Origin of the sequence: Mesorhizobium sp. M1409, assembly GCF_040317535.1 — a bacterium.
Classification (GTDB): domain Bacteria; phylum Pseudomonadota; class Alphaproteobacteria; order Rhizobiales; family Rhizobiaceae; genus Mesorhizobium.
Map to the genome: position 1 here is coordinate 40,947 of NZ_JAMYKV010000048.1, position 14,141 is coordinate 55,087.

Sequence of the window (14,141 nt, forward strand, 5' to 3'; positions counted from 1 at the left end):
CCCAAGAGGCTCCTCGACAGGATTATCGCGCTCACCATGCAATCCTCAGCAAGCCTGCTTCAACGCCAGAAGCAATCCATGGTGGCATCGCCTCAACTCATTGAGTCGATTCGCTTGCTGCAACTGGCGCATACTGAACTGCATCAGTTCGTGGAGCGGGAAATTGAGAAGAACCCGCTCTTGGAATCTGCATCAAGCGATGGCGGGCCTTTTGACGACGTTTCGATTTCGGGAGCGGATCAGCCTGTCGGCCCTGGGGCAAACGCCGTTGACGGACCGACCGGGGCAGGTTCGCCTGAACGGCTCGGGCAATGGAAATCACTTCGCAACACGACCAACAACCCGTCCGGCAATGGCCCTTCCCTCGACGAGTTTGCCACCCTCGCCGAAACATTGCACGACCATGTCGCTCGTCAGATCGCCCTCACTGCGTTCACACCACAGGAGCGGCTGATCGCTGGCCAGCTTGCCGCCGATCTGGAAGACACTGGCTATCTTCGGGCAAACCTTTTGGAGCTGGCCGGGAGCCTGAATGTCCGTGAGGCTGATGTGGAACGGGTTCTCGGAACCTTGCAGCAATTTGATCCACCGGGAATTTTTGCGCGAACTCTCAGAGAATGCCTCGAGATCCAGTTGCGCCAGCGAGACCGGCTCGACCCGGCAATGGCAGCTTTGGTTGCCCATCTTGAAATGCTTGCGCGACGCGATTTTCAGGCACTGAAGCAGCATTGCGGCGTCGATGAAGAAGACCTTCTCGACATGATGCATGAGATTCGGGCGCTCGATCCCAAGCCTGGAAATCGATTCCAATCCGGTGCGTCTGAATCAATCATACCCGACGTCTGGGTCACGCCCTCGCCGGAAGGCGGGTGGCAGATCGAACTTGATCCGGCCACACTGCCCAAGCTGCTGATCAACCAAACCTACTATGCCGAAGTCTCGCGTCAAACTGTCCAAAATTCGAAGGATCAAGCATTTCTCGACGAGTGCTTGCAAAACGCGAACTGGCTAATCCGCAGCCTCGATCAGCGCGCCAAGACCATTGTTAAGGTTGCGGCTGAAATCGTGCGCCAGCAGGGTGCCTTTTTGGAACATGGCGTCGCCCACCTGCGGCCTCTCAATCTCAGAACCGTCGCTGATGCGATCGGCGTGCACGAGTCGACGGTAAGCCGGGTGACCTCGAACAAATACATGCTTACCCCGCGCGGTGTCTTTGAACTGAGGTATTTTTTCACCGTCGCCATCGCGTCCTGCCAAGGCGGCGATGCGCACTCGGCCGAAGCTGTCCGCCATCGGATCAAGGCGATGATTGCCGCAGAATCTCACGGCGACGTGCTTTCCGATGAGGACATCGCTGTCCGGCTGAAGGAAACCGGCGTCGATGTTGCGCGCCGCACAGTCACAAAATATCGCGAAGCAATGAACATCCCCTCCTCCGTGCAACGCCGCCGGGAAATGCGCTTGTGTTTTTAAATTGGGTCAAGGCAGCCAACATCATGTTGCATTGCGTCCAGAGTGGAGACTTCGTTCATGACCCAATCCGCGGCAGGCGTCATGGACGCTGTTCTGCACGACCCAGAAAAGCCCGTCCAACCGTCTGGTCCCGCATGGGGTGCGGTCATTTCGCTTTCCTTGGGCACGTTCGGGCTGGTGACGGCAGAGTTTCTGCCTGTCAGCCTGCTCACGCCGCTCGCGCATGATCTCGGTATCACCGAGGGAGCGGCTGGACAGGCGATGACGGCGACCGCTATCGTCGGGGCGATCTCGGCGCCGACGGTGGCCATCATCACAAAGCGCCTGGACCGCAGGATCGTCATGTGGGCGATGACGCTGCTGCTGATCCTGTCGGACGTTCTGGCGGCCGGCGCGTGGTCGCTGGCGGTTCTCCTGACTGCACGCGTCGTGCTCGGCATAGCGCTCGGAGGCTTCTGGTCGATGTCGGCAGCACTGGCGATGCGGCTCGTTCCAAGCCACCTCCTGCCGCGCGCTATGTCGATCATCCTCACCGGCGTTTCCGTGGCTACCGTCTGCGCAGCTCCAATCGGCGCTTATGTCGGCGATATCTGGGGATGGCGAAGCGCCTTCATGCTCGCCGCAGCCGGCGGCGCCGCTACACTGCTCGTGCAACTCATAACCATTCCGAGACTGCCTCCGATTGGAGTGGCTAGCTTCCGCAGCCTGCTGGATGTGGCCAAGATTCCGATGGTCAAGGTTGCGCTCTTGGTTGTCCTGCTGGTCGCTTCCGGCCACTTCGCCGGAATCACCTATATCCGCGCCTTCCTTGAGAAGATTCCCGCGCTGGATGTCGAGACGATCTCGCTTGTGTTGCTGGCTTTTGGCATCGGCGGATTCTTCGGCAATTTGGCCGGCGGGCTTCTGGCCGAGTACAGTCTCAAGGCAGTCGCGGCCCTTGCACCGCTGCTCATAGCAATAGCCGCTGTTTCGCTGCTGACGGCGGGAGCATCGGCCTTGGCCTCGGCGATTGCTGTTGCCGCGTGGGGGTTTGCCTTCGGCGCGGTGCCAGTGGGATTGCAGACGTGGATGGTACGGAGGGCCGCTCCCGAGCAGGCCCAAAGCGCCGGTGTGCTGCTGGTCACAGTATTCCAAGTGGCAATCGCAGCCGGCGCGATTTTCGGCGGACTATTGGTGGAGAATGCGGGGATTACCAGCGCCATTGCCTACAGTGCTGTTGCCACGTTCGTCGCTGCCCTCATAGTGCTCCTGCTCGGCCCGAAGCGCGAAACCTAGACCGCCTGACAGGAGAGATCTCAGCAGCGCAGCGGGACGAGAGATGCGATGCACGGCGCGGCGCGATCCTCCGCTTGCATGGACCAGCGGAAGCGCCTCGCCGGCTTCACCTCCAAGCCATGGCAACTTTCCCCGCCAGACACGTGGACCTGGCCGGCACCGGTTTCCATTTGGCGACGGTGAGCGCTGCCGGCGCGATGGAACGCTTGCTGGCGGTCATGTCCTTCACGACAAGCCGGCAATTCTGAGCAAGCGACAGCTACGCGCCGGCCATGCCCTTCGGAACGCCGGTGACGATGCCGCTCGATAGCGCAGACAGGTCGCGAATTGCCAGTTGTATCAACGGCGGCCGGATTACCGTCGACCGCGCGTACCTTGTTTCAGCCGCAGACTATCGTTCGGCAGCTTGATGATGTTGACCACATAGCCTAGGAGCTATATATGACTTGGGAAGTCGTTTTTGGCGATGAGTTCGACGGGGAGTTCGAGGCGTTGCACCAGACAGTCCAAGATGAGCTATTGGCCTCGGCTAAGCTGCTCGGTGTGTTCGGGCCCCAGCTGGGGCGACCGCATGCGGATACCTTGAATGGCTCGTCGTTCGCGAACATGAAAGAACTTCGCTTCGACGCTGATGATGGTGTCTGGCGGGTTGCGTTCGCATTCGACCGGAAGCGGAAGGCGATCCTGCTCGTCGCCGGCGATAAGTCGGGCGTGAGTGAGAAGCGCTTCTACAAAAGTCTGATCGCCAAGGCGGACAAGCGCTATCAAGGGCATCTCGACCGTTTGGCGGCGGCGAAGAAGGAGAAGAAGTGATGGGACGCAAGCTTGACGACCTAATCGCTGCGCTCCCCGAGGATCGTCGGGAGCGGGTCGACGCGCGTTTCGAAGAGTTGAGGGGAGAAGTCGAGAGTCTCGGCGATTTGCGGCGTGCCGCTGGAAAGGCCCAGGCCGAAATCGCTTCGGTCCTCAAGATCAAGCAGCCTTCGGTCTCGAAGATCGAGAAACAAGCCGACATGTACTTGTCTACTCTTAAAAGCTACGTCGAGGCGATCGGGGGGCAACTCGAACTCGTCGTTCGCCTTCCCTCACGCGCGCCCCTCCATATAGAGCGGCTCGGCGACGTCGTGGCTCCCAAAGCCGTCTCCGTGCGTAGCGTTAAAAGAGCGGCAGGTGGACGTAATCGCACAAAAGCCGCACGCGCCGGCTGACCTCACTCTGTTTCGGCTAAAGACTACCGATGGGGCGAGATGGTCTCGTCGATGCAAGGAGTAGGTATGAGCAACGTCCTAGTTAAGCCAAAGACCGACCTGCCCGCCGTCACACTGCCCGACGTGACCCCTCTCTCCTGGCCCATGCTAGCCCAACTTACCGCCGCGTTGGGAGTCCCCCGCAATGTGCTCGCCGAGGACGACCAGATCGCCCATGCTTGGTCCCAGCTCCCACGCCTGATCAAGAAGATCCCTCCGCACCTGCGCGATGAGCGGATCGTCAAAATGTGTGTCGCCGTCGTCAGCGGTCTGTTCGACGCAGCCATCAACTACGTTTGGAACGCGGCCGTGGTGGAACTGCGTGACAAGGTGCGACGGTTCGGCATCAACGTCGTCCCTCAGATTCTCGACGACAAGTCCTTCGAGAGGACACGCTCCTCGACCTCAAGGACGCCGAGCTGCTCGACCTCTGCCGTAAGCTCAACCTGATCGGTGACGACGACTTCTTCTTCCTCGACCAGTGCAGGGCCACACGCAACAGTTTCTCTATCCTTGCGCCTGAGCGTAGAACGCCGTCCGAAGCGTGTCGACATTGATATGGTGGAAGAGCGCGGTGAACCGTTCCTTCTTCCTCAGCCTTGCGGCTTTCCGTACGCGGTCCAACGACTGGGACATGCGAGCCCGACTCTGTGTCCGGTGCATGCGTTGCTGTTCCGCGTTCCCCTTCGTCCCCGGCCTTGGCTCCACCAACTCCGCTGCCGGTTGTCCGGCTTTGTTCGTCGGCTTCACGGCTACTATGCCGGAGTCAGACTTCTCCTGTCCGTTCATCGTCGGCTACGGCTCCTCGCCTTCCCGATGCGGACCGGTGCGGCTTGACGCCGCCCTGCCGGGCAGGAGATCTCCCAGGTTCCGACGCGTTCCTTTCATACGTGATGTGGCCCTAGACCCCGGCAGGGCCGCGGTGCCCCGCTTATCGGCTCCGCACATATTGCCTTCGACGGATGAGAACGTCTCGGCCCCTGCAATCTTATCACTATCGTGGCTCACTCCCACACCCCGCATAATTGCTGTGGACGCTTCGCCGTGGTCGTCACCTCCCACGCCGCAACACTCACCTACCGGGCGGGCGCTATTCCTTACCCGGGCCCGACTCGCACCGGCTGGAACTCGCCAGCTTGGCCTGGCGCACCTCACCTTGATTGTCGCCGCGCAGCTACGGCCGCTCGCTTGAAGCCGAGCCGATCTTTCAGCTCCAACACCCAGGTTCGCAGGCTGGGCCGCAAGCGGTCAATCTGCTTTGAATTTCCCAAACTAGAAAAGCTGCCATCGCCGCGGGGCTGTAGGGTCGGAGGAAACTTAAATCAGCCGCGTTGTGCACCGCCATGTTGTCTGTTTTTCAGACATGTGCTAGATTGGAGTCGGATAAATGGACATGCGAGGTATCATCATGTTCCCTGCTAGAGCGTTTGAAGACGCAATCCGAAATGAAATCAGTACGGCTATCAATGACCGTCCTGCTCCACGCGCGGCATGGGAGCCTGCGGTTGACTCGCTGGTGATGGTCCGGGTTGTTTTGCGTATCGAGGAAGAGTTCGCACTCAATCTTCCGGACGACGTAATGCCAGCTGGTGGCTTCCGTAGTGTCGAACACTGCGTAGTGACCGTCATGGAGACATGTCGTGAGGCGTGGAGAGTGAGCCAGCATGAAAGCGAGGAGGTGTAATATGGCACGGACCCCTGTTGGATTTGCCGGTCCAAACCCCGAGGCCGTTCAGCTCGGCAAGCGCCTCAAGGACGCGCGTGAATATGTGGGCATCACACAAGAAGAAGCGGCGAACCATCTGAACGTCCGGCGCTCGGCAATTTCGGAAATGGAGGCAGGCAAGAGGGGTGTCGGCGCCCTTGAAATGAAAAGCCTAGCCGCTCTCTACGAGCGGCCCACGTCCTGGTTTACCGGCGAATCCGAGCAGCACGTGCCCGAAGACGTCGCATTCCTGGCACGCACCGTGAGCGATCTGTCAGAGAACGACAGAGGTGAGCTGGCAAGCTTTGCGGAATTCCTGCGCTCCCGTTCGAAGGTGACCAAGAATGGCTAGGGCGCCCACGCGCGACGCAGTCCTGAAGGGCATGCGGGCAGCGCTGCGCCTTCAGCGCGACCTCGGCCTGGATCAAGGCGCCGCGCGAGGGCATCGCGTGGACGTATTCGGCTCGATTTACAGACAGAATGTCCCCTTGCTTTTCCGGAAGCTTGAACCGCTCTTGGGGGCTTATCTGCGCGAGGGGGGCAATCCAGGGATCATTCTGACGACGCGTCGTCCGCTTGGCCAACAGCGCTTCACCGCGGCCCACGAGCTTGGACACCATGTGCTGAACCATGATCCCCATGCGGACGATGATAGTATTCTGCGCCGGTCGCCGGATCATGCTCGGGACTACATCAACCTTCCACCCGCCGAGCAAGAAGCCGATGCTTTCGCGTCATACTTCCTCGTGCCTGACTGGCTGATTACGGCACTCATGCAGCGTCACCATTGGACGCCGCAGCATCTTCAGAATGCTAACATCGTCTACCAAATGGCATTGCGCGTTGGCGCAAGCTATCGCGCGACACTCTACGCGCTAGTGCGCAACAGGGTCATTGCAACCGGAATCCGGAAGCAGCTTGTTATAGCGCAACCAGCGACGATCAAGCGTGCACTCGTGCCCGACTATCCAATTGGGTCCACGCAAAACATCGATGTGTGGCACCTGACGGAGCGAGACGAGGGTACGGTGATCGAAGCCGGTCGGGACGACTTGTTCGTGGTCAAGCTGCGAGAAGACAGTAACGCCGGGTGCGTCTGGAATTTCGACGAACTGGAAATGGCTGGTTTCGCGATACTCAAAGATGGTCGCGAACAGGTTGCCGAAGGGGTCGTTGGGGCTCCGACGATCCGACATGTGCTCGCGCGTGCGTCCGACGCGACCGTGCACGGTGTCTATACTTTGTGGGAGCGCCGACAGTGGGCTCCGGAGGACGATCCCAAACGCTGGTCGTTCGACTACAGGCCTGTCTATTCGCACGATGCAGGACTGTTTCGCCCCTCGTTCAAACACGCGGGCGGTGCGCGCTGATGTTGAATGTCGTCGCTGATCTGAGAAATAGGCTTGAGCCGGCCCGCGATCAAGGCCGGCGCCCAACCTGCCTGTCTTTCGCGGCGAGTGCGACCCACCGTGCGGCGCATAAGCACCCAAGCCAGTTGTCTCCTGAATGGCTCTATTACCACGCAACGCGACGTGACGGGTTGCAGCCGGACCAAGGTTCGACGATTGAAGCGACCTGTGTGGCGATCTTGAATGACGGTCAACCGGATGAGGTGTTCTGGCCTTACCAAGGTCGCGACGTTTGCCCCAATCCCTATCAGCCGCCCGGCCAACGGCCAGTCGTCGTCCGCTGCGATACCGGCCAACGCAGCAGCGATGCTGATCGCTGGCGCTCTGAGATCGATTCGGGCTCACCTGTCGTCATCGCATTGTTCATTTCGCCCGCGTTTTACCGGGCGGCACGGTTCATCGGACCGGAGGCGCTGATGGCGGAGGATCATATTCCGATCGATCCTGCACTGGCGCATGCGGTCGTCCTAGCCGGACACGGCTACGTTAATGGCGTATCGCATTTTCTGGTCCGCAACTCCTGGGGACTGGGATGGGGATGGGCAGGCTACGCCTGGTTATCCGAAACCTACCTCACCCGCCGCTTTGCCGGCGCCTTCGTCATCCAAGATGGAGCATCCGACGATGTATAATCCCATGACGCCCGCACCCACTCCCGTCTCCGCATGGGTTAGAGCTGCCCTCCGGCTTAAGGCCGACGGTGATCAACACGGGCTTATGCTCCATATCGAAGATCCGACCGGATTTTCGCCGGGGGAGGACGAGATTGTGTGTCAGGTCGACGCGTTCCTGCGCGATCATGACAAATGCGGCGTCAGCACGGTCGCAAATACGATCTTCCCCGCCGCCCTTGATAGAGGCGACGGCATCGATGCGCTGACGAAGCGCTACATGCAGATCTACGAGCGCCGCATGCATCGTCAGGGCGAGTGGGGTCGCTATTTTCAGCGTATGGTCGCCTGGCCGACCGGTAGTGGCAAGGGTGCGGGAACCGTCAATCAGCTTTCCGCGAATATCGATACGCTCCGGGCGATGAGAAGCGGAGAAGCGAAGTTCTTCGGCAACGTGACAGAGATCGCACTCTTCGATCCGGCTCGCGATCTGCGCAAGAAAATGAACCGGCAATGCTTGAGCTTCATCGAGCTGAAGCCCGAGCGCGAGGGACATATGTGGCGGCTCAGCATGATGGCCGTCTATCGCAACCACTACTACGTCCAGCGCACGCTTGGTAATCTCATTGGCCTCGGCCGCCTGCTGCAGTTCATCGCCAATGAAACGGGTTTTGACATTGGGACGCTGACAATCCAGTCCACGCATGCGTGCCTCGATCCAGACCTGCAACGTGGCGAGGTTTTCGATCTGATAACAGCTTGCGACGATCCAACTGCCCTGACTGCCTCGTCGAGCCGCAGCAGTGTGCAACATCTGGTTGGCGCTCGATAAATCTGCGCCCCTGGACGAAATCTGCGAGCGCTGCAATAAAAAAAGGATTGATTCTATGAACGACGCAAAGCTCCCGGCCTTTGAGGGTATCGGACAGATCGAAGTCGACTTTCTCGGCCAACGCATCGTTATCGGATGTATCGAGGGAGAAGAGGAAAAGGCTCGTCGGCTTGCCAAGCGCTTTGAAAATGACGCTGGCGAAGTGACTAAAGCGGTCTCCGCGGAAATCGAGCCGATCCAGGCCATGCTGATGGCTGGCATCCTGGCATATGAGCAACTTGAGCAGGCGGAGGCGGGCTTCAACGATGGCGCCGATCACAGATAAGAATCGACAAGCAAGCCCGAAGGAACCCCGCATTTCGATGCGGACGCGACAGCGAGCACAGCATGAGCACGATTTGCACAATCATTTCGACATATTGTCGATGTCGCGCCTGGATCGGCTGAAGCATTACGGTTTGCATTTCGCGAAATACGCAGGGCGGTTTGCTCGGGGTGATGCCGAAGTCAAAACCAGAAGGGAAACACTTGTCGACGCGTTTCTAGTTGCGCTGAGCGCTGCAAATGCGCTGAACCAAGCGTTGCCGGACGTAGGAACAGGAGGATTGATCGGGGATGCGATCTCCGACCTCGACTTTACCGACCACGCTGGACGTTTCGCCGACGCATGCGAGAAGATTGATCATCTCGAGGAATTCCGTGCGATCGCCCTTGCCGCAAACGCCGCGCTTTCAGAGTGGATCGTGTGCAGCGCGAAAGCGGCTGGCTTTGATCTCGACGCTCTCGTAGACGATCGTCGACGACAGCTTGCGCGCAGGCAGGTTTACGCACAGGAGACGTAGATGTTTCTATCGGGTGACCTCATCGCTGAACATGGCGGCGGCTGGATTGCGCCATTCGACCCGCAGCGGGTCGATTGCGCGGCCTATACTCTGCGGATCGGTGACGAGGCTTTCATCAGCCCCGAAGGTCGAGACACCCGCAAGCCGGGCCTGGTTGAACGCTTAGAGCACAAGGCGCCTATCGTGATACCGCCCGGGCAGTTCGCCTATTTGACCACGCGAGAGTTCGTAACACTCCCGCATGATATCCTCGGCTTCATCAACATGAAGAGTACGCTAAAAAATAGCGGTCTTGTGAATGTAAGCGGATTTCATGTCGATCCGGGCTACAAGGGAAAGCTTCTGTTCGCTATTTTTAACGCGGGGCCGCAGACAGTGACGGTGCGGTGCGACCAAGACGCTTTCCTGATCTGGTTTGCGCGTCTCGATGGCGCGACGGAACAATATGCCCGGAAAAAACCCGGATTTCGCGGGATCGACACGACTCTGATGGGGTTACTCCCGACCGAGACCGCATCGCTCAACTCGATCAACAAAAGGATGGATCAAATCGAGCGACGCATTTCCTACGCACTCGGTATACTGACACTTGCTGGCGGCGTCGCGGTTGCTGCGATATCCGGCGTCATTGCGAGCATGGCTTTAAAGCCTTAGGAGGATCGTGAATGGCAGACGCTTACGTTTTCAACGAACACCTCAATAACGACGACCGCGCAAAAATCGAGGCGATCCTGCAAGCGGCAGGATACAATCCACGATACGATGTTCCGTACGCTGTTTCCTCGATCGACCCGCACACTGACATCGGCGTCATCGGGCTTCCGGCCGCGCCAGAAGACGGCGGTACCATTGATGCTCGGACGATGGCCTTTGCCGGCGCCGGCATTCGGGTCGTGGCAATTTGGTTGCGCGCGGACGAGGATGGTCCAGGCCGTGTCCCCGAATCGATCGGAAAATACGCCGCCACAGTTGACAGCGATTCCAAAGTCTTGACCCCGACGCTTAAGGGCGAGACGGATGTCTGGGAACAGCCGGGCGGGGAGCAAAGGTCAAAACCTCGCATCAAACGCAATAAGTGCTGAGCCGTGACCCGAATCTACTCCTACGTCGTCGAACATGACCTTGGCTTTGCGCCGAACCCCTTCTGGGGCGTATGTACGCTAGCAAATTGCAAGCCGATGATTCGAAAATTTGCGAGCGCAGGCGACCTCATAATCGGAACAGGCTCGACGGACCTGCAGGCTACTGACCGCCTCGTCTACTGGATGCGAATATCGGAAATCACCTCCTTCGACGGCTATTGGTCAGATCCGCGCTTCGCGCGCAAAAAGCCAAACATGAACGGCAACATGATGCATCGCTATGGCGACAACATCTACCACACCGGGAACGACGGCACATTCCAGCAGATCGACTCTTTCCATAGCGAAGACGATGGCAGTCTGAGTGTCGGAAACAGGGAACGCGATACCGGTAAGACGGAAAAGGTCATGCTTGCGACCGACTTCGCTTATTTCGGGAAATCGGCTCCAATTATCCCGGAGCACGTGCGTTTTCTGATCAAAAAAGGGCCATACCACAAATGCCAATTTTCCGACGGACAGCGAGCCGCTATAGGGGGTTGGCTGGAGACGTTGCCCGAGCGCGGGTATGTCGATGAGCCTGGGCATTGGTGACGCTGAAGCGTTTGGCGCTTCAGCGCAACTGCGGTTCTCTGATCAACCGAGCGTACCGCCCCGAACTGCCTGTTACCGACAAGCAACAGCCCGCCGAAGTTCCGCCTCTGTGATTCCTTACGCTGCGATCATCTGGCAATCTGGTCTGGCGGGGGATTCGCGATGGATGGATCAACTCTATCACTAAACGAATATCAAGATTTAGCGGTCAAGACGGATCGAACAGGCCTGAAATCCAGAAATTTGAGCCTGCCAATCCTCGGACTGTTTGGTGAAACCGGCAGTCTCCTTAGCGAGGTGAAAAAGAAGCAGCGAGACTCCAAGGCCTACGACTCGTACGAAAGCGGTGTCATCGAGGAGTTCGGTGATGCGCTTTGGTACCTCGCGGTTATTGCAGCCCATGCCAATATCCGGCTAGCTGATATTGCGGAGGAATTCGAATCCGGCTCCGCCGAGGCGCTTCGCTTCGTCAATCTGCAACCGCAACAGACGCTTAACCTTGCAGCGCCCACGACGGAATTCGCACGAACGCTTCTGAAACTGGCTAATTCGGTAGGCAATCTTACCAATAGCGACGGTGAAGCCCTATCATACGTTGACCCAACCGCTTTTGCACAAAAGCTCAAGATCATTTTCCGCAATTTGGTGCACGCGGCCAACGAGGCAGGCGTGACCTTGGGAGACGCGGCGGTTCACAATCTGCGGAAGGCGCAGGATCGCTGGCCAACGGACCGCATTCCGCCTCCGCTGTTTGATCTGGAATTCCCCTCTGAGGAGCAGCTGCCTCGAAAGCTCGCGATTGAGATTTTCGAGCGCAATTCTGGCTCCAAACAATACGTCTATCAGCGTTGCAACGGCGTCAATATCGGGGACCGCCTAACTGATAATAGTGTCGTGGAAGACTTCTATCGCTTTCACGACGCTTTTCACTATGCCTATGCAGCCGTCCTCGGTTGGTCGCCGGTAACTCGGGCTCTATTGAAGCTCAAACGAAAGAGCAAGACCAAAGTCGATGACGGTGAGGACGGTGCCCGCGCGATTATTCTCGAAGAAGGTGTTGCGGCCTACGTTTTCGCGAGAGCCAAGGAACATCAGTTCTTCGAGGGACGCGATGAGGTTGATTTCAACCTCCTGAAGACCGTGAGGAGTTTCGTCCAAGGTTTTGAAGCGGAGCAGTGCCCGCTGTGGCTTTGGGAAGAAGCGATCCTGAAAGGAAACGCCGCCTATCGCTTTTTGCGCCAGTATCGACGTGGGCGCCTCATCCTTGATCTAGACAAACGTGATATGATGGTGGAGGAGCTTGCGCCATGAAACCAGCTGACTTTGTCGAAGAACTCGCGTCCTACCATTTTGCCAACGCGTTCAATCCCTACGCCGACGCGTGCCCAGAGTGTGACGCCAAAGATGCGCCAGCCGTCCGCCGTCGGAACCTGCAAGCCGTCTTAAATGCAGCAATCGAGAGGGGGGTTCAGTCCTTCTGGATTGCTCGAGATCTTGGCTATCGGGGTGGCCGCCGAACAGGCCTGGCATTAACTGACGAAGCGCATCTTGATTGGCACGCAGAACTTCTCGGTACCGAACCACTTATGAGAGCGACCAAAGGCCCCCCCGTGGCCGAGCGCACCGCTACCGTTGTGTGGCAGATGCTGCGTTCAATCGAACAACCGATCTTTCTCTGGAACGTCTTTCCGTTTCATCCGCATGGCCCCAATGAGCCGATGACAAATCGGTGTCATACCCGTAGCGAGCGACTGGCGTGCAAGCCCATTTTGGAAGCGCTGATCGACACCTTACGGCCGAAACATCTTGTTGCCATTGGACGCGATGCCCAAGCAGCTTTGGCGGACCTCGGCCTTGAGGCAACTGCGGTTCGTCACCCTAGCTATGGGGGGCAGAGTGAGTTTATAGGCCGCCTTGAGGAATTCTACTGCGTCCGCTCTAAGCCCGCTCGGGAAGCCCAGTTACATCTGCTCTAACCGTTTGGTTCTCTCTACAGGGTGGGGCGCTTGCTTGTCTTCGGCATGGCTCTGCGATGCACCGGCATCTTCCTGAGCCGCATGCCGGCTGAGGAGCCTGCATCTTCAACCGTCGACCGTGAACAATCCGGCCCCTAGAGCGGGATGAATTTAGGTTGGGCATAGCCTGCCTCTGTGAAGTAATTTCGGCATTCGGTTGACGTGACGGTGCCGAGGATTTGGCCGATGGCGTCACAGACGGTTTCGACTGTTCGCTTGGCAGCCTTGCGCAGCCAGTGCTTGAGCTTGGCGAAGAGCTTCTCGATAGGATTGAGGTCGGGCGAGTATTTCGGCAGCAAGAACAGCCTGGCGCCGGCTGAGCGAATGGCGCGGCGCACGGCCTTGCCCTTGTGTGAGCCGAGATTGTCCATGACGACGATGTCGCCTGGCTTGAGGGTGGGGACGAGAACCTTGTCGACATAGAGCTGGAAACGCTCGCCGTTGATCGGTCCGTCGATGAGCCATGGTGCATCGACACGGTCATGGCGCAACGCCGCCAGGAAGGTCATTGTCTTCCAATGGCCGTGTGGCACCTTGGCTTTGATCCTCTCGCCGCGCGGCGCCCATCCCCTGAGCGGGGCCATGTTGGTTTTGGTCCATGTCTCGTCGATGAACACCAGACGGGAAGCATCGATGCGGTCCTGATACTTTGCCCACTGTGCCCGCCGGCGCGCCACATCCGGGCGATCCTGCTCAGCCGCGATCAGCGTCTTTTTTTGTGACTGAGCTTCTCGGCGTGGACGAACTCCCACACCGAGCGGTAATCGACCGCAAGGCCGCGCTCGGCCAGTTCGGCCACAAGTCCGCGTAGCGTAAAATCGGCGGCCCGGCAGCGCAGCAGCAGCCACTCCCGATGCTCTCCGGCAATCTTCTTCGGCCTGTGCCCACCCATCTTGCCGGGCGCAAGACTGTTCGTTTCGCGCAACCGGCTCACCCATCTGATGACGGTGCTGATCCCAACCTCAAAGCGCACTGCCGCCTGCCGCCGCGACAGGCCACCCTGCTCAACTGACGCAACAACCCGTTCGCGAAGATCCATCGAATAAGGCTTGCCCA

The 14,141-nt window shown here is 58.7% G+C and carries 18 protein-coding genes; 17 read left to right on the top strand and 1 reads right to left on the bottom strand.

The window, feature by feature from the left end; genetic code table 11:
* The first annotated feature begins 36 nt into the window (after nt 1–36).
* From rpoN to NKG99_RS28305, 17 genes are all read left to right on the top strand, one after another.
* Nucleotides 37–1,473, top strand: a complete 1,437-nt coding sequence (gene rpoN / locus NKG99_RS28220; RefSeq protein WP_352872346.1) for an RNA polymerase factor sigma-54 — start codon at nt 37–39, stop codon at nt 1,471–1,473.
* 57 nt (nt 1,474–1,530) lie between these two features.
* Nucleotides 1,531–2,748, top strand: a complete 1,218-nt coding sequence (locus NKG99_RS28225; protein WP_352872347.1) for an MFS transporter — start codon at nt 1,531–1,533, stop codon at nt 2,746–2,748.
* Between the two features lie 441 nt (nt 2,749–3,189).
* Entirely contained in the window at nt 3,190–3,561 is a 372-nt protein-coding gene (locus NKG99_RS28235; RefSeq protein WP_352872349.1) for a type II toxin-antitoxin system RelE/ParE family toxin, read from the top strand.
* The gene (locus NKG99_RS28240; RefSeq protein WP_352872351.1) at nt 3,561–3,956 is read left to right on the top strand and encodes an XRE family transcriptional regulator; all 396 of its coding nucleotides are present in this window, start codon (nt 3,561–3,563) and stop codon (nt 3,954–3,956) included. Before NKG99_RS28235 ends, NKG99_RS28240 begins: the two co-directional genes overlap by 1 nt.
* A 66-nt stretch (nt 3,957–4,022) precedes the next feature.
* Nucleotides 4,023–4,445 carry a hypothetical protein gene (locus tag NKG99_RS28245; RefSeq protein ID WP_352872352.1) on the top strand — a complete coding sequence of 141 codons (423 nt, stop codon included), beginning with the start codon at nt 4,023–4,025 and terminating at the stop codon, nt 4,443–4,445.
* A gap of 937 nt (nt 4,446–5,382) precedes the next feature.
* Nucleotides 5,383–5,679 carry a hypothetical protein gene (locus tag NKG99_RS28250; RefSeq protein ID WP_352872353.1) on the top strand — a complete coding sequence of 99 codons (297 nt, stop codon included), beginning with the start codon at nt 5,383–5,385 and terminating at the stop codon, nt 5,677–5,679.
* A 1-nt stretch (nt 5,680) separates the two neighbouring features.
* Nucleotides 5,681–6,052, top strand: coding sequence for a helix-turn-helix domain-containing protein (locus NKG99_RS28255; protein ID WP_352713227.1), 372 nt, complete (start codon nt 5,681–5,683; stop codon nt 6,050–6,052).
* Nucleotides 6,045–7,070, top strand: coding sequence for an ImmA/IrrE family metallo-endopeptidase (locus NKG99_RS28260; protein WP_352872355.1), 1,026 nt, complete (start codon nt 6,045–6,047; stop codon nt 7,068–7,070). The genes NKG99_RS28255 and NKG99_RS28260 overlap by 8 nt, the downstream gene beginning before the upstream one ends.
* Nucleotides 7,070–7,741 (top strand): C1 family peptidase, encoded by a 672-nt coding sequence (locus tag NKG99_RS28265; RefSeq protein ID WP_352872357.1) that lies wholly within the window; start codon nt 7,070–7,072, stop codon nt 7,739–7,741. The genes NKG99_RS28260 and NKG99_RS28265 overlap by 1 nt, the downstream gene beginning before the upstream one ends.
* An 85-nt stretch (nt 7,742–7,826) precedes the next feature.
* Nucleotides 7,827–8,552 (top strand): hypothetical protein, encoded by a 726-nt coding sequence (locus NKG99_RS28270; protein ID WP_352872358.1) that lies wholly within the window; start codon nt 7,827–7,829, stop codon nt 8,550–8,552.
* A gap of 55 nt (nt 8,553–8,607) precedes the next feature.
* Complete coding sequence (locus NKG99_RS28275) at nt 8,608–8,877, top strand: cell division protein ZapA (protein WP_352872360.1); 270 nt, start codon at nt 8,608–8,610, stop codon at nt 8,875–8,877.
* Nucleotides 8,858–9,394 (top strand): hypothetical protein, encoded by a 537-nt coding sequence (locus NKG99_RS28280; RefSeq protein WP_352872361.1) that lies wholly within the window; start codon nt 8,858–8,860, stop codon nt 9,392–9,394. The genes NKG99_RS28275 and NKG99_RS28280 overlap by 20 nt, the downstream gene beginning before the upstream one ends.
* Entirely contained in the window at nt 9,395–10,048 is a 654-nt protein-coding gene (locus tag NKG99_RS28285) for a dCTP deaminase (protein WP_352872362.1), read from the top strand.
* 11 nt (nt 10,049–10,059) lie between these two features.
* Nucleotides 10,060–10,476: a hypothetical protein gene (locus NKG99_RS28290; protein WP_352872363.1), complete on the top strand. Its 417-nt coding sequence runs from the start codon at nt 10,060–10,062 to the stop codon at nt 10,474–10,476.
* Nucleotides 10,477–10,479: 3 nt separating this feature from the next.
* On the top strand, nt 10,480–11,070 hold the full coding sequence (locus NKG99_RS28295) for an Nmad2 family putative nucleotide modification protein (RefSeq protein WP_352872364.1): 591 nt from the start codon (nt 10,480–10,482) through the stop codon (nt 11,068–11,070).
* A 162-nt stretch (nt 11,071–11,232) separates the two neighbouring features.
* Nucleotides 11,233–12,381, top strand: coding sequence for a nucleoside triphosphate pyrophosphohydrolase family protein (locus NKG99_RS28300; protein ID WP_352872365.1), 1,149 nt, complete (start codon nt 11,233–11,235; stop codon nt 12,379–12,381).
* Entirely contained in the window at nt 12,378–13,046 is a 669-nt protein-coding gene (locus NKG99_RS28305) for a uracil-DNA glycosylase (RefSeq protein ID WP_352872366.1), read from the top strand. The genes NKG99_RS28300 and NKG99_RS28305 overlap by 4 nt, the downstream gene beginning before the upstream one ends.
* A gap of 134 nt (nt 13,047–13,180) precedes the next feature.
* On the opposite strand, the gene NKG99_RS28310 is transcribed toward NKG99_RS28305, so the two are convergent.
* Nucleotides 13,181–14,141 (bottom strand): IS630 family transposase gene (locus NKG99_RS28310; protein WP_352872368.1). Its coding sequence is split into 2 segments (ribosomal slippage), with 962 coding nucleotides annotated over them: nt 13,181–13,803 and nt 13,803–14,141; the frame shifts between segments, so codons are not numbered across the junction. This gene is flagged as partial in the annotation.